General features: G+C 63.4%; 14 protein-coding genes. 8 read left to right on the forward strand and 6 right to left on the reverse strand.

From position 1 onward, the window contains the following. The coding region (locus H7225_RS13700; RefSeq protein WP_290662726.1) for a response regulator at positions 1–1,088 on the forward strand (1,088 nt) is incomplete at its 5' end. Next, positions 1,085–2,869, forward strand: a complete 1,785-nt coding sequence (locus H7225_RS13705; protein ID WP_290662728.1) for an EAL domain-containing protein — start codon at positions 1,085–1,087, stop codon at positions 2,867–2,869. The genes H7225_RS13700 and H7225_RS13705, both read left to right, overlap by 4 nt. 17 nt (positions 2,870–2,886) lie before the next feature. On the opposite strand, the gene pyk is transcribed toward H7225_RS13705, so the two are convergent. Next, the gene (pyk, locus tag H7225_RS13710) at positions 2,887–4,317 is read right to left on the reverse strand and encodes a pyruvate kinase (protein ID WP_290662730.1); all 1,431 of its coding nucleotides are present in this window, start codon (positions 4,315–4,317) and stop codon (positions 2,887–2,889) included. A gap of 216 nt (positions 4,318–4,533) precedes the next feature. On the opposite strand from pyk, the gene H7225_RS13715 reads away from it, so the two are divergent. The 5 genes from H7225_RS13715 (at position 4,534) to H7225_RS13735 (ending at position 9,863) form a co-directional block, all read left to right on the forward strand. Continuing rightward, positions 4,534–5,367 carry an alpha/beta hydrolase gene (locus tag H7225_RS13715; RefSeq protein WP_290662732.1) on the forward strand — a complete coding sequence of 278 codons (834 nt, stop codon included), beginning with the start codon at positions 4,534–4,536 and terminating at the stop codon, positions 5,365–5,367. Further along, positions 5,364–6,440: an AraC family transcriptional regulator gene (locus tag H7225_RS13720; protein WP_290662734.1), complete on the forward strand. Its 1,077-nt coding sequence runs from the start codon at positions 5,364–5,366 to the stop codon at positions 6,438–6,440. The genes H7225_RS13715 and H7225_RS13720 overlap by 4 nt, the downstream gene beginning before the upstream one ends. Before the next feature lie 152 nt (positions 6,441–6,592). Further along, entirely contained in the window at positions 6,593–7,486 is an 894-nt protein-coding gene (locus H7225_RS13725; RefSeq protein WP_290662736.1) for a metal-dependent hydrolase, read from the forward strand. A gap of 11 nt (positions 7,487–7,497) precedes the next feature. Beyond that, a complete protein-coding gene (locus tag H7225_RS13730) occupies positions 7,498–8,367 on the forward strand; it encodes a metal-dependent hydrolase (protein WP_290662738.1) in 870 nt (289 codons plus the stop codon). Between the two features lie 104 nt (positions 8,368–8,471). Beyond that, positions 8,472–9,863, forward strand: a complete 1,392-nt coding sequence (locus H7225_RS13735) for a metal-dependent hydrolase (protein ID WP_290662740.1) — start codon at positions 8,472–8,474, stop codon at positions 9,861–9,863. A gap of 386 nt (positions 9,864–10,249) precedes the next feature. Here H7225_RS13735 and H7225_RS13740 read toward each other — a convergent pair whose 3' ends face one another. The 5 genes from H7225_RS13740 to H7225_RS13760 form a co-directional block, all read right to left on the reverse strand. Further along, positions 10,250–11,473 carry a phosphoglycerate kinase gene (locus tag H7225_RS13740; RefSeq protein ID WP_290662742.1) on the reverse strand — a complete coding sequence of 408 codons (1,224 nt, stop codon included), beginning with the start codon at positions 11,471–11,473 and terminating at the stop codon, positions 10,250–10,252. Positions 11,474–11,588: 115 nt separating this feature from the next. Further along, on the reverse strand, positions 11,589–11,918 hold the full coding sequence (locus H7225_RS13745; protein ID WP_290662744.1) for an AzlD domain-containing protein: 330 nt from the start codon (positions 11,916–11,918) through the stop codon (positions 11,589–11,591). 23 nt (positions 11,919–11,941) lie between these two features. Continuing rightward, complete coding sequence (locus tag H7225_RS13750) at positions 11,942–12,721, reverse strand: AzlC family ABC transporter permease (protein ID WP_290662746.1); 780 nt, start codon at positions 12,719–12,721, stop codon at positions 11,942–11,944. Between the two features lie 37 nt (positions 12,722–12,758). Beyond that, positions 12,759–13,118, reverse strand: a complete 360-nt coding sequence (locus tag H7225_RS13755; protein WP_290662748.1) for a hypothetical protein — start codon at positions 13,116–13,118, stop codon at positions 12,759–12,761. 929 nt (positions 13,119–14,047) lie between these two features. Further along, positions 14,048–14,500, reverse strand: a complete 453-nt coding sequence (locus tag H7225_RS13760; RefSeq protein WP_290662750.1) for a DUF494 domain-containing protein — start codon at positions 14,498–14,500, stop codon at positions 14,048–14,050. A gap of 415 nt (positions 14,501–14,915) precedes the next feature. On the opposite strand from H7225_RS13760, the gene H7225_RS13765 reads away from it, so the two are divergent. Then, positions 14,916–15,121, forward strand: a 206-nt coding sequence (locus H7225_RS13765; protein ID WP_290662752.1) for a DUF6444 domain-containing protein, incomplete at its 3' end; no start/stop codon positions are given.

Genomic DNA, 15,121 nt, shown 5'->3' on the forward strand with positions numbered 1-15,121 from the left:
CCACCTACTGCATCGACGTGGCCGACACCGGCGTGGGCATCGCCCCCGACAAGGTCGAATCGGTGTTCGAGCCCTTTGTGCAGGCCGAGACCTCGACCACGCGCCACTTTGGCGGCACCGGCCTGGGCCTGACCATCAGCCGCCGCTTCGCCAAAGCCATGGGCGGCGACATCACCGTCACCAGCAAGCCGGGCCGGGGCAGCGTCTTCCACGTCATCATCGACCCGGGCGCCCTGAAGGGCACGCCCATGCTCAACCCCGACGAGCTGATCCGGCAAGCCTCAGAGATCACCGTTCAGCAGACCCTCCACTGGCGCTTCCCGCCGCGCCGCGTGCTGGTGGTGGACGACGGCGCCGAGAACCGCGAACTGGTCCGCCTGGTGCTGGAAGAAACCGGCCTGGTTGTGGCCGAGGCCGTCAACGGCCAGGAAGCGCTGGACATGGTCGCCCAAAGCAGCTTCGACCTGGTGCTGATGGACATGCAGATGCCCGTGATGGACGGCGTGATGGCCACCCGACTGCTGCGCGAACGCGGCGTCAAAACCCCCATCCTGGCGCTGACCGCCAACGCCATGAAGGGCTTCGAGCAAGAGATCAACCAAGCCGGTTTCTCGGGCTTCCACACCAAGCCTTTGAGCATCGGCACCTTGTTGACCGATTTGGCCCAAAGGCTGGGCGGCGAATGCCTGGCGCGCGAGGAGGTGCTCAAGCTCCAGGGCGCAACTGCCGACAATCCTGGTAATAGCCCGGGCAACGGCCCCCTAGATACCAGCCCCATGGTCTCCCGCTTGTCACAACATCCCAAATTGCGAAAAGTGGTGACCCGGTTCATGGACGAATTTCCGGGCAAGTTGGCATTGATGAAGCAATCCTTGAATCAAAACGACTTGGCCCAACTGGCTTTGCACGCCCACTGGCTCAAAGGCGCCGGTGGCAGCGTGGGCTTTGACGCTTACTTCGAGCCCGCCCGCCACCTGGAAGCCGCCTGCAACGTGGACGACGCCGTGCAGGCCGGCCATTGGCTGCAGCACATTGAAGAGCTGGGCAAGCGCATGGTGCTGGACGCGCCGCAAGGGATCACGGCATGAGCCGAGACCTCGTGGCGATCACCACGCCCTGGGACGGCGCCCTGGTGATGATGGTGGACGACGAGTCCATGATGACCGACGTCATCCAGACCCACCTGGAAGACGCCGGCTACACCCGCTTCGTGGCCTGCAACGACCCGCTCGTGGCCTTGCAACTGATCCGCCAACACCAACCCGACGTGCTGCTGCTGGACCTGATGATGCCCGGCGTGTCCGGCTTCGACATACTGCAAGCCGTCCGCGCCGACGAAGCCCTGCAATACACCCCGGTCATCGTGCTAACCGCCGCCAGCGAGCCCGCCATCAAACTGCGGGCACTCGAGTTGGGCGCCACCGAATTTCTTTCCAAGCCCGTCGATTCCAGTGAGCTGGTTTTGCGGGTGCGCAACACCCTGGCCTTCAAGCGCTACCAGGACCGCCTGGCCTACGTGGACATGGTCACCGGCCTGTCCAACCGCGAGCGCTTCACGCGCCGCCTGGACGAAGCCCTGCAACACGCCCTGCCCCAGAAAAACATGCTCGGCCTGCTGCACCTGGGCTGCGAGCAGTTCCGCCAGACCCGCGAAACCCTGGGCCCCCGCGCCGCCGACACCTTGCTGCAACAAGTGGCCGTGCGCCTGATCAACGTCGTCGTGCCGCCGCAAGACCGCGACTCCGCCTCCCTGCACCCCGAATCCCTGGGCCTCGCCCGCGTCGACAGCCAGGACTTCGCCCTGATCCTGCCCGACATGACGCAGGCCGAAGATGCCGCCACCCTGGCCAAGCACCTGATGCAGGAACTCGCGGCACCGTTCCAGATCGATGGCCACGACATCTTCCTGGTGCCCCGCATCGGCATTGCCCTGGCCCCCAGCGACGGCCAGACCGCCAATGGTTTGCTGAAAAGCGCCGACCTGGCCTGCTCCAAGGTCAAGGGCCACGGCAAGTCGGGCTACGAGTTCTTCTCGGCCGAACTGACCGCCCGATCGATCGAACGCCTCACCCTGACCAACCAGTTGCGCCTGTCCATCCACCGCGACGAGCTGCGCCTGCACTACCAGCCCAAAGTCTGCATGCGCACGGGCCGCATCTTGGGTGCCGAGGCACTGATCCGCTGGCAGCACCCCGACCATGGCTTGCTGCCGCCCGGCCGTTTCGTGCCCCTGGCAGAAGAGACTGGCCTGATCGTCGAGATCGGGGATTGGGTCACCCAAGAGGCCTGCCGCCAGATGGCGCAATGGCACCAGCAAGGCCTGCGCGATTTGAAGGTGTCGATCAACGTGGCCAAGCCCCAGTTCGACAACGGCCACTTCCTGCAGTACCTGCAAAAGGTGCTGGCCCACACACAACTGCCGCCCGAATGGCTGATGGTCGAGGTGACCGAAAGCATGCTGGTCAGCGACGTGGCCTGGGCCCTCAAGCAGATGAACGATTTGCAAGGCTTGGGCGTGCGCCTGTCCATCGACGACTTCGGCACCGGCTACTCGTCGCTGAGCTACCTCAAACGCTTCCCCGCCGACGAGCTCAAGATCGACCGCTCCTTCATCATCGACCTGCCCGGGCAGGCCAAGGACCAGGCCATCGTGCAGACGGTGGTGTCGCTGGGCCACAGCCTGGGCATGCAAGTCGTGGCCGAAGGCGTGGAAGAAGAAGACCAGTTGCGCATCCTGCAGCGCATGGGCTGCAATGTGCTGCAAGGCTTCCTGTTCAGCAAAGCCGTGCCACCCCAGGCCTTCGAGGCCTTGATCCTGGGCTCATCGGCCCAAGCTTTGATCAATCCACTGGAAACCGCCGGCGCGTGACGCCAGCGGCAGGCCGCTCAGCCCACCTCGCACACCTTGAGCATGTTGGTGCCCCCCGGGTAGCCCATGGGCTCGCCGCAGGTGATGGCATACGTGTCACCCGGCTTGAGCACACCGCTTTCCACCAGCATGGATTCGGCCTGCTTGAGCGCCTCATCGCGGTCGGTGTGGCTGCGGATCAACAGGGGCCGCACATTGCGGTACAGCGCCATCTTGCGCTGCGAAATCGGCTGCGCCGTCATGCCAAAAATCGGCACGTGGATCCGGTGGCGGCTCATCCACAGCGCGGTCGAACCCGACTCGGTCAAGGCGATGATGGCCTTGCACCCCAGGTGATACGCGGTGAACAGCGCGCCCATCGCGATCGACTTGTCGATGCGGCCAAACTTCTTGTTGGTGAAGTCCGCGTCCAACGAGACATCTTCAGCCGCCTCGGCCGCCATCGCGATCGCGGCCATCTGCTCCACCGTCTCGACCGGGTACTTGCCCGCCGCCGTCTCGGCGCTCAACATCACCGCGTCGGTACCATCCAGCACCGCATTGGCCACGTCACTCACCTCGGCGCGCGTGGGCACCGGGTTCACGATCATCGACTCCATCATCTGCGTGGCCGTGATCACCACCTTGTCCATCTCGCGCGCCATCTTGATCATGCGTTTTTGCAGCGCTGGCACCGCGGCATTGCCCACTTCAACGGCCAGATCACCGCGCGCCACCATGATCCCATCCGACGCCTTCAGGATGCTTTCCAGGTTGGGGATGGCCTCGGTGCGCTCGATCTTGGCGATCAGCGCCGGCCGGTGCTTCCAGGGCTCACCGGCCACATTGCACAACTGGCGCGCCATCTCCATGTCGGTCGCGTTTTTGGGAAACGACACGGCGATGTAATCGCACTGAAAACTCGCGGCTGTCTTGATGTCTTCCATGTCCTTGGCTGTCAAGGCCGGTGCGGTCAGGCCGCCACCCTGCTTGTTGATGCCCTTGTTGTTGGACAGCTCGCCCCCCACCTTCACGATGGTGTTGACCGCCTCGCCCTTCACCGACTCGACGGTCAGCACCAACAAGCCATCGTTCAGCAGCAGGATGTCGCCAGCCCGCACATCGCGCGGCAGCTCCTTGTAATCCAGGCCCACGCCATGGATGTCGCCGGGCTCGACACGGCTGGCATCCAGCACAAAAGGCTGGCCGTTTTCCAGCATCACGCTGCCTTCGGCGAACTTGCCCACGCGGATCTTGGGGCCCTGCAGGTCGGCCATGATGGCCACCACCTTGCCCACCTTCTTGGCCACCTCGCGCACCAGCGCCGCGCGGTCGACGTGGTCCTGCGCCTTGCCGTGCGAAAAGTTCAGGCGCACCACGTCAACCCCCGCGCGCAACATGCGCTCCAACACCTCCGGGGAGGACGAAGCAGGGCCCAGGGTGGCGACGATTTTGGTGGCACGTTGCATGGTGTTTCGGCTCGGCTCCGAGCGGCAGTGGACTCGCAAACAGTGTCCCACCAAACAGCAAGGTGAAAAGCCCGAATTGCAGCGGCAAGACCCTCGCTTGTCGCCCCTTCCCCCAAAACCTTACACTGACTCTGGCGCCCTGCTTGATGGCGCCAATGCTTCAGTAAAGTGCCGGATCAGCCGACATGCCAAGGGAGTCCCGCAGTTAAAACCCCCATGAGCCAGCCCACCATCGTCTTCTCGCACGCCAACAGTTTCCCGGCCAGCACCTACCGCGAGCTGTTTGAAGCCTGGCGCGCTGCCGGCTACGCGGTCCACGCCATCGAAAAATTCGGCCACGACCCGCGCTACCCCGTCACCGCCGACTGGCCACACCTGGTCCACCAGCTCAAGGATTTCATCGACCACGAGGTGGGCCACCCCGTCTATTTGGTCGGTCATTCGCTGGGCGGCTACCTCAGCATGATGCTGGCCAGCCGCCACCCCGAGATGGCCCGTGGCGTGGTCGTGCTCGATTCGCCGCTGCTGCACGGCTGGCGCGCCTGGGGCCTGAAACTGGCCAAGCAACTGGGCGTGGTCGACCGCGTCATGCCCTCTGGCGTGGCGGCCCAACGCTGCCATGAATGGCCCACCTTGGAGGCCGTGCGCGAGCACTTCATCGCCAAGCCCAAGTTCGCCGCCTTCCACCCCGGCGTGTTCGACGCCTATGTGCAACATGGCACCGAACACCACCCCAGCATCAGCCGCCGCCTCAGCTTCAAGCGCGAGATCGAATCGCGCATCTACAGAAACATGCCGGTGAACCTGGTGCAAGAGTTTCGCCGCCATCCGCCGGCTTGCCCCATGGCCTTCATTGGCGGCACACGCTCCAAAGAGCTCAAGGCCGTGCAGCTCGGCGGGATTCGCCGCGTGGTCGGAGCGGCCAACATGTCGTGGATCGCCGGCACACACCTGTATCCTTTCGAGCAGCCGCAAGCCACCGTGGCCGAAGTGCTGCGCTGGCTGACCCACTTCCAGACCCCGTCCGCCCCCGACATCCCGACGCGATGACCGCACCCGCCCCCGTTGAGCAGCCCATCCCCTTTGTCACCGTGACCAACTGGGTGCGCGCGGCCAAGCTGTGCGGCATCGACATCGGCCGCATCTTCGAAGAAGAAGGCGTCGACACCCGCAACCTGCACCCCGAGACCGCCGTCATCCAGCGCCTGACCATGCAGCACGTCATGCAACGCTGCGTCGACGACACGCGTGCCATGGGCCGGGGCCAGCACTTCCCCCTGGTGCTCGGCGAGACCTTCGCCTTCGAGTACATGTCGGACATCGAGACCTTCATCACCACCAGCCCGACCCTTCGCGAAGCCGCCCGCTCGCTGGAGTGGATCCCCCCGCTGCTCAACCCCTACATGCGGATCTCGCTGGCCGAGCATGGCCAGGAGGCCCGCATGGCCGTGTCCTTTGACCACCCCGAGGCCTCGCCCGACACCACCTGGCATTTCACCGAAGGTGTGTTCGCCAGCCTGCTCAAGTTCACGCGCATGCTGCTGGGCGGACAGCAGCTGTTTGGCCGCATCACCCTGCAGCACGCGCCCCACCAGGACCACGCGGTCTTCGAGGCCTTCTTCCACGTGCCCATCGCGTACTCCCAGCCCGTCAGCGCCATGTGGTTCGACCGTGCCCTGCTCGATTTGCCCTTGCGCGGCGGCTTCCCGCTGCTGCATGAACAGGCCGCGCAACGCGTGGTCCAGCAGGTGGCCCAACGCGCCGAACAGCATCAACAAGATGCCGACGCCCTCGACAATGCCGGCAACCTGGTCCGCCAGATCGAACGCGCCCTGGCGCAAAAGCCCCGCCTTCTGGGCCTGGGCCTGGAGGCGCTGGCCGAAGAGCTGCACCTGCACGCGCGCACCCTGCAGCGCCGCCTGCGCGACGTGGGCGACAGCCACTCCGGCATCCTCGCCCGCGTGCGCTACCGCTTGGCGCGTCAATGGCTGCAAGACCCCGCCTTGCCCATCGAAGACATCAGCGACCGCCTGGGTTTTTCCGATCGCCGCAGCTTCACGCAAGCCTTCACGCGCTGGTCGGGCCTCACCCCCAGCCAGTACCGCCGCAGCCCCGGCCCATGAAGATCGACCCGGGTATTTTCCCTAGGCCCAAGCTGTCGTGAAAATTACCCTGCTGTCGTTGCACGCCATAGCCCTCCCGGCGTCAACTGCCTAAAGTTCATTCATCGGAAAGCCTGTGCTCAGTGCGCAAACCCCTGCCGAGGAGACCCCACATGAACCCCGCAAAAATGACCCCGCCTCCCATCATCCCGCGTGAAAAGCTGGATTTCGGGCTAGACGGCGACATCCCCAAATACTGGCTGAACGGCGACCCGTTCAAGACCCGCTTCTTCGACGCCCTGTCCACCTTGTTCCCGGTCGGCGAGCGCTTCTTCATCACCTGCGTGCGCGACTTCAAAGACCGCACCACCGACCCCAAGGTGCTGCAGGACATCAAGGACTTCACGCGCCAGGAAGGCCAGCACGGCATCGTCCACACGCGCTACAACGACCGGTTGCAGGCCCAGGGCATCGCGGTTAAAGAGATCCTGGCCGGCCAGGAAAAGCGCCTCTTCGGCATCATCCGCCAGCACACCTCGCGCGAATTCACGCTGGGCATCACCGCCGCAGCCGAGCACATCACCGCCATCATGGCCGACTGCTTTGTTGAGCGCCCCGAGATTTTTGAAGGTGCTGACGACCGCATTCGTGCGCTCTACGTGTGGCACGCCATGGAAGAGATGGAGCACAAGGCCGTCGCCTTCGACGTGTTGCAGAACATCGCTAAAAGCACTTACCGCAACCGCGTCGGCTCGATGCTGCTGGTGACCCTGCTCTTCCCCTTCCATGTGTTCCGGATCATGAAGCACATGTTCGAGGTCGATGGTTTCAGCCGCTGGCAGCGCACCAAGATCTGGGCCAAGGGCCTGTGGTGGCTGTACAAGCCGGGCGGCCTGTTCTCGCCCATGGTGGGCAAGTACTTCAGCTACCTCAAGCCCAGCTTCCACCCGTGGCAAGACCCCGTCGTGCCCAGCTACGACACCTGGCTGCGCATCCTGAAGGAAACCGGCGACCCCATCCTGGCCGGCAACCGCCTGCACGGCGAGCAGGCGTGGGCCCACGCGTAAGGAGACCCACCATGAACCACCACAACCCCATCACCCCGCGTGAAAAACTCGACTTCGGCCTCGAAGGCGACATCCCCAAATACTGGTTTGGCGGCGATCCTTTCAAGACGCGTTTCTTTGACGCCATGTCGACCATCTTCCCCGAGGGCGAGCGCTTTTTCATCTCCTGCGTGCGCGATTTCCGCGACCAGGTCAGCGACCCGGTCCTGCGTGAAGAGATCAAGCACTTCATCCGCCAGGAAGGCCAGCACGGCATCGTGCACAGCCAGTACAACCAGCGCCTCAAAGCCCAGGGCATCGACGTCGACTACCTGGAAGGCATCCAGCGCGGCCTGATTGAATGGATGCGCCGCAACCTGCCCAAAAAGCACACCCTGGCCAGCACCGCCGCCGCCGAGCACATGACCTCGATCATGGCGCACAGCTTCTTCGCCCGCAAAGAGATCATGGCCGCCGCCGACCCGCGCATGCGCGCCATGTACGCCTGGCACGCCATGGAAGAGATCGAGCACAAGGCCGTCGCCTTCGACGTGATGCAGAAAATCGCCAAGGTCTGGTACCCGCGCCGCGCCATCACCATGGTCGAAGTCACCCTCGGCTTCACCATCAATGCCATGTTCAGCACGCGTTACATGCTCAAGGTCGACGGCTTCAACCGCTGGCAGCGCACCAAGCTGTGGGCACAAGGCCTGTGGTGGCTCTACAAACCCGGCACCGGCCTGTTCATGTCCATGTTCGGCATGTACATGCATTACTACAAACCCGGCTTCCACCCCTGGCAGCACGGCCAGATGGACAGCTACCAGCTCTGGCTCGACACCTTCAACCAGACTGGCGACCCCATCCTCGCCGGCGAGGTGCTACACGCCGCAGCCGCCTGAGCTGACCGGGCCAACTCGGAACAACCCGGCGCTGAGCCCCGAGGCCGTCCCATGCGATCACCAAGAAGGCCTCAAGTTCCTGCGCCAGTGGCCGATGAAACCGCATGACCGTCCTGCGCACCACCGACGCTCCTGCCCGCCCAGCCACTGCCAAGAATGCCGTGCCCATCGTCCCGCGTGAGCACCTCGACTTCGGTTTGGACGGCGACATCCCCCGCCACTGGTTCGGCGGCGACCCATTCAAGACGCGTTTTTTCGACGCCCTGTCCACCCTCTTCCCCGAGGGCGAGCGCTTCTTCATCACCTGCGTGCGCGATTTCCGCGACCAGGTCACCGACCCCGAGCACCTGCAAGCCATCCAGGATTTCACCCGGCAGGAAGCCCAGCACAGCATGGTGCATTCGGCCTTCAACCAGCGCCTGGCGGCTCAAGGCATCAAGGTCGACCGCATCCTGGCCAACCAGCGCCGCTTCCTGTTCGACGTCACCCGCCAACGCCTGTCACGCCCACAAACCCTGGCCATCACCGCCGCCTCCGAGCACCTCACGGCCATCATGGCCCAGGGCTGGTTTGAGCGCCGCGACCTCTTCCTGGACGCCGATCCCCGCGTGCGCGCCTTGTACGTTTGGCATGCCGTCGAGGAAGTCGAGCACAAAGGCGTCGCCTACGACGTCATGCAACAAGTCGCCCAAGTGGGCTACCTGCGGCGCGTGCTGGCGCTCCTGCAGGTCAGCATCAACTTCCCGCTGTTCGTGTTCCAGATCATGGGCCACATGTTCAAGGTCGATGGCTTCAGCCGCACGCAGCGCTTCAAGCTGTGGGCCAAAGGGCTGTGGTGGCTGTATGGTCCCGGCGGCATGATGGCCGACATCCTCCGACCCTACCTGGCCTGGTACAAGCCTGGCTTCCATCCCAGGGATTCGGGCATGCTGCCCAGCTACACCGTTTGGGCCGACACCCTCAAACGCACCGGCGACGTCATCGCGGCCAGCGATGCCCTGACGGCCGACGCGTCGTCGCGCTGGGCCCCCACGCGGATCAGCCGCCCTCAGGGCAATTGCAGATCGCGCGCAAGCCGGGCCGCGTCCGGGCCGCTGAAATTTTGCTGCAAGTACTGGCGGATGCGAATCAGCCGCTGGCCTTCATCCAATGAAGCGTCCTGTGTCAGGTGCGTCCATTCCAGCCGCGCCTTGTCCGCGCGCACCCGCCAATCATCGCGGGCCGCTGATGCCACCGAAGCCACCATGCCCGCCGACGCGGGCGCCCTGGACAGCACATCGTCCAACCCTGCCGGAGACGGTTTGGCAGGAGACGCCACCTGGTTGGACATGCGCCGCTGCAAGGCGGCCTCGTCTTCTCCAAAAAAAGCCTCGGCCCAGTCCGCGCCCAGCCATTGCCTCCGCACCTGGTGCTGCTCGTTCAAAGTAGCCTGCCAGCCCTTCGAGTCCGAGCCATTGAAAGGGTGCCGCCAATCGTGGTTCTGCAAACGCGCATAACGGTCCCAGATGGCCAGCACCTGGGCGCTGTTGGCAGACCCCAGGTCCGCCTGCGCGTCTTGCTCCAAGGCGGCGCGCACCTCCACCATGGTCACGCCCTTGCCCAAGGGCAAATAGCTGTCAAACCGTTCGCGCAACGCCCGCCCCGGCACCAGCTTGCCGCCCTGCACCGACCAGGCCCTGGGCGACCAACCGCCAGCGGGTCGCACCGTCGCACCTTTGGCGGCCGGTGGCATCAATTGCCGGCCAGCCGCAGAAGCAGACGCCGCCGCAGACTCGCCCGCCTGTTTGCCCGACGCCTGCTCGGGGCCTTGCCCCCGTTCGTACCACCAGATCAGCCCACCGGCGATGGTCAGGAGCAGCAGCGCACGCTTGACCATGGCCAGTCAGCCCGCTGCGCGCTTTTGCAGAATCTCGAACGCCGGCAAGGTTTTGCCTTCCAGCACCTCCAGGAAAGCGCCACCGCCGGTCGAGATGTAGCCCACGTCTTTTTCAATGCCGTACTTGGCAATCGCCGCCAAGGTGTCGCCCCCCCCGGCAATGCTGAAGGCGCTGGACTCGGCAATCGCCTTGGCTATCGTCCTGGTGCCATTTTCGAAAGCCGCGACCTCGAACACCCCCATCGGGCCATTCCACACCACCGTGCCGGCCGACCTCAACTTCGTGGCCAGCTTGTCGGCCGTCTTCGGCCCGATGTCGAGAATCATGTCGTCATCGGCCACATCGGTGGCGGCCTTCACGACGGGCTTGGCGGCCGCCAGGAACGCGCCAAAATCGAACTTCCCGCTGGGCACGCCCTCGGCCACCACCACGTCCTCCGGAATCGGCACCTCGGCGCCACGCGCCTTCATCGACTCGATCACCGCCGTCGCCGCGCCCACCAGGTCACGCTCAACCAAGGATTTGCCCACCTTCAAACCCGCGGCCAGCATGAACGTGTTGGCGATGCCGCCCCCCACGATCAACCCGTCGACCTTCTTGGACAGCGCCTCCAGAATCGTCAACTTGCTCGACACCTTCGAGCCCGCCACGATGGCCACCAGCGGGCGCTTGGGCGCCGCCAAAGCCTTGTTCAGCGCGTCGATCTCGGCCGACAGCAGCGGGCCTGCGCAGGCCACCTTGGCGTACTGCGCGATGCCGTAGGTGGTGCCTTCGGCACGGTGCGCGGTGCCAAACGCATCGTTCACGAAGATGTCGCACAGGGCGGCCAGCTTGCGCGCCAGCACTTCGTCGTTCTTCTTCTCGCCTTTGTTCAGGCGGCAGTTTTCCAGCAACACCACGTCGCCATGCGCCACGGTCACGCCGTCCACCCAGTTGGACACCAGCTTGACCTCGCGCCCCAGCAACTCGCCCAGGCGCTTGGCCACCGGCGCCAGCGAATCGGCCAGCTTGAACTCACCCTCCGTCGGCCGCCCCAGGTGCGACGTCACCATCACGGCCGCGCCCGCCTTCAGCGCCAACTCAATCGCGGGCACCGATGCCCGCACGCGCGTGTCTTCGGTGATGTTGCCGGCATCGTCTTGCGGCACGTTCAGATCAGCGCGGATGAACACACGCTGGCCAGCCACCTTGCCTTGGGCCACGAGGTCTTCGAATCGGAGGATGTTCATGATGGTGAAATGGGGATGAAAGACAAAACGGAACCTGGCCCCGATTGTAGAGAACCGCGCCCCCTTGAAACCTGGGGACATTCCGGGAGTGTGCATGCCCGGCCCGCCACCGAGCTCACCAGCCCAACCCCAGTTTGAGGGCCAGCAAAACCGCCATCCCAGTCAGGATGGTGCCCAGCATGCCCTTTTGCCACCACGCCCACGCCACGGCCGCCGCCGTTGCAAAAAAACGCGCATCGCGCCAGTCATGAGGCCAATGTCCCTGGACGAGCAGCACCTCCGGTAACACCACCGCGCTCAAGGCCGCCAAAGGCGCGTAACGCAAACCGCGCTCCAACCAACCGGGCAAGCGCCAAGGCTTTTCGCTCAAGAAGAAAAATGACCGGCTGAACGCCGAAATCGCCACCAATCCCACGGCGGCGATCACCATTTCCATCGTGCTCATGGAAGCATTCAGCAACGCCATGTTCAAGGCCCCGCCGAAACGTCAGAGGCCGCAGCCTTGCGATGCGTCGCGGTCAACTGATCCAGCAGCAGGCCACAGGCCACGGCCGACGCCACCGCCACCATCATGTTCAGTTTGAACGGCAAGCCAAACGCTGCCACGGCGGCTGTTCCCGCAAGCCCCGCGGTGACGGCGGTTGCCCGGTCATTCGTGAGCGACACCAACAGGCCCACCAAGGCCAAGGTCCCCGCGAAGCCCAGCCCCCACTGAGTCGGAATCGTCCCCGCGAACAAAACGCCCACCAGCGACGCCACATTCCAGGCCGCCCAGTTCACCGAAAACAAGCCGGCAAAGTAGGCCAAAGGCGCGGGGTTATCAGGACTGGCCGGTGGCGACGCACCATGCCGCTGCATCATCATCACGTAGGTGATGTCAGCGCTCAGGTAGCCGGCGACCAAACGCCAGCGCAGCGGCAAACTCATCATGTGCACGCGCATCTGGGCGCTGAAAATCACAAACCGCAGGTTCACACACAGGGCGGTCACCCAGACCACCCACAACGGGGCACCAGCCAGCATCAAAGGCAAAGCCGCCAATTGCGCGCTCGCCGCGAAAACGCTCAAGCTCATCAGCAGGGCGATCGACAATGGCAGGCCCGCCTTGACCATCGCCACCCCGGTCACCAGGCCCCAGGCCAGCACACCTGGGGTGACGGCGCCCATGTCGCGCGCACCCTGGCGAAATTCGGCATGGCGCCACAAGGATGCGTGGAGCAAGCCCCACGGTGCTGTTTCTCGACTCATGCCGCCATTGTCGTGGCAAGGCCCTTGCCTCACATGGTCAATGTTTGCTTGATGTGGCCGGTTTGCCTTTGCCTGACTTTGTTCCAGGCTCATCGACTTCCTCCTCGTCCCCATCCGCAGATTCGGAGGGTTTGGAAGCTGCGGATGGCGGCGCCGGACGGGGCACCACTGGTGCGATTCCCTCCAGCTTGTTCTCCCGCATGTACTCGTCCATCTCACGCCACCCGGTGAACACCGACGATTTTTCAGCTTTCGGATTGAGCAAGTAGCAATCTTCAATGGCCCGAATGGCATGGCGGCAGGCGCCGCCAATCGCCTTCGCGTCGGCCACCTTGCGTTCAGCGGCTTTCTCTGGGGTTTCAATGCCCAATTGATCACAGCCGGACAGGCCCATCATGACCACCACCAGGCCTGTCGCCACGAACCAGGTCTTGGTCCACCTCCGAGCCACCACTGAACCCCGTTCCGTCCGCATCTTGCGCTCCAAATCGCCACTCTTTCGCCATGCTCAGAGACGTGCCAGGAGCATGCGAATGCGCAGGCACCGTCCTTCATTGCCCTCGTTTACGGCCAAACCAAATACCAACTTGAGCCAAATCTCATCATCCGAGAAAAAAATGACTCCTCAGAGCCATTGGCTTACGCGCTAAGGAGTCACTGGTGATGGCTCGCACCAGGCTTTTGGCGCTTGATGCCCGAGGTGCGTCTTGATGGCGCCAATGAACCCCGAAAGGGGCCTGAAATCACGTTGGAAACGTCCAACGCCATGAATTACGGCTGAATTTGACCATCATCGCGACATTCAAACCCCCGATAGCTGCTGGGTGCGCGCCAAGCGTTCATTGATCAGCCGCTCCCTAGCCAGCCCCCCCCCCGGATCTGGGAGTTTGATGCGGTGGCGTACAGCCATCCCATCCTGAAACTGTGTCTGTCGCATAGGAGCCTCGCGTCCACCTCAACTCTTGGTGGACATGTGAACACTGTCTCCGACAAAGTCATTGACGGGCGCAGACGCCGTCGCACCCACAGCGCTGACTTCAAGGCGCGCGCAGTCGCGCAGTGCCGCCATGCGGGCGTGTCAACCGCTGCGGTTGCCATGGCCAAGGGGATCTAATGCAAACCTGCTGCGTCGCTGGGTTGCCGAGGCTGGGTAAGGCCTGCTCACTGAGCAGGCCTCAACGCAAATGCCGCTCTGGTTGGCGCAAGCAAACCCAATCTAGCCTCTCAGGGGTCAGGCTTTGTGGCGTTGCAACGGCCCGTGCAAGCTGCTGTGGCGCTGATCAGCTGCTGGCTCGTGTGGTCCAGGTGTTCGGCTCTGACAGCGCATCAATGAATCAGCCGGTCCTCAGCCTCCACAAACAACTCATCAAGGATCAACGCGTCCGGCTCTTCTCCGCGGCTCCAAAAGAGCATCAACACCACAATCTTGAGATCTTCAAGGCTAGTCGGCCCACCGGGTATCACCAGAGCACGGTCCAAGACCACTTCACGCAATCGGGTTGACAGTACGCCAGCTGACTCCAAGAAATGCAGGAAGCCCAAGGCCTCGGCGCCCAAATGCTCCAGCTCCAAGTCTGAATACACCCGGGTACTGCCCTCGGACTGATCCAACCCTTCATGCGAAGATAGCGCGTTGAGCCCATCTAGCCAAGCCAAAGCCTCACGAATCTCATCGGCTTCAAAACCCACCGCAGTAAGCTTGCGCGCCAAGAGGTCCGACTCAGGACATGCATCGGGACGCCAATAGTGTTCGTAAAGGTAAACCAAGACATCGAACATAAAAACACTATAACGCAAGGACCCGCAGCCGGCACCCCCGAGTTCGACACCAAACTGCAGATCTCCCCGCTTTGCTGGCGCCTTCTCTATATGAATCCAGTAGTGTCCAGTTAAAAGTTGAACAAATTCAACTGGTTAGTTGGCCCTGCAAAATTCATCAGCCGCCCGCAAGTGACAACGACATGAACGTCGGGGACATGCCTGTCGTGGTCATGGCGGGCAAGGCAGACCGGCTTGTTCGCGCAGACACTGCCCATGAGCACTGTGCAACGAAGGCGCCCAAGCCCGACAAGGCGTCAAAAAGCCCTCTAAGGCCCAGCCGGGTGATCGCCCGCAGCAGCCAGCGGATGTGTACGTGTTCACGGGGTAGTCCGAGCCATCGCTCGCTGCGCCATTGCCAATACGATCAAACCACTTGAAGCAAGTCTTGCAAGCTGCTGATTTGATTGAGATACTTGCCGCTGTGCAGACCGACCCCACCCCTCCATCGCCGAATCAGTTGCCACAGACAGTGGCGGAGTGCCATACCGTCATTACTTTGTTGATCGAGCGGGTCAAGCTGCTGGAGGAGCGGGTTCATCTGGACTCCAACAACTCGTCCAAGCCACCTTCCTCAGACGG

The sequence above is a fragment of the Aquabacterium sp. genome (assembly GCF_014378415.1).
Classification (GTDB): domain Bacteria; phylum Pseudomonadota; class Gammaproteobacteria; order Burkholderiales; family Burkholderiaceae_C; genus Aquabacterium.

Bases quoted from the DNA above. Each gene is read 5' to 3' on its own strand.
- H7225_RS13735 (WP_290662740.1), top strand. From the start codon at position 8,472: ATGACCGTCCTGCGCACCACCGACGCTCCTGCCCGCCCAGCCACTGCC.
- H7225_RS13730 (WP_290662738.1), top strand. From the start codon at position 7,498: ATGAACCACCACAACCCCATCACCCCGCGTGAAAAACTCGACTTCGGC.
- H7225_RS13750 (WP_290662746.1), bottom strand. From the start codon at position 12,721: ATGAGTCGAGAAACAGCACCGTGGGGCTTGCTCCACGCATCCTTGTGG.
- H7225_RS13740 (WP_290662742.1), bottom strand. From the start codon at position 11,473: ATGAACATCCTCCGATTCGAAGACCTCGTGGCCCAAGGCAAGGTGGCT.
- H7225_RS13715 (WP_290662732.1), top strand. From the start codon at position 4,534: ATGAGCCAGCCCACCATCGTCTTCTCGCACGCCAACAGTTTCCCGGCC.
- H7225_RS13720 (WP_290662734.1), top strand. From the start codon at position 5,364: ATGACCGCACCCGCCCCCGTTGAGCAGCCCATCCCCTTTGTCACCGTG.
- H7225_RS13760 (WP_290662750.1), bottom strand. From the start codon at position 14,500: ATGTTCGATGTCTTGGTTTACCTTTACGAACACTATTGGCGTCCCGAT.
- H7225_RS13745 (WP_290662744.1), bottom strand. From the start codon at position 11,918: ATGAGCACGATGGAAATGGTGATCGCCGCCGTGGGATTGGTGGCGATT.
- H7225_RS13705 (WP_290662728.1), top strand. From the start codon at position 1,085: ATGAGCCGAGACCTCGTGGCGATCACCACGCCCTGGGACGGCGCCCTG.
- H7225_RS13755 (WP_290662748.1), bottom strand. From the start codon at position 13,118: ATGATGGGCCTGTCCGGCTGTGATCAATTGGGCATTGAAACCCCAGAG.
- H7225_RS13725 (WP_290662736.1), top strand. From the start codon at position 6,593: ATGAACCCCGCAAAAATGACCCCGCCTCCCATCATCCCGCGTGAAAAG.
- pyk (WP_290662730.1), bottom strand. From the start codon at position 4,317: ATGCAACGTGCCACCAAAATCGTCGCCACCCTGGGCCCTGCTTCGTCC.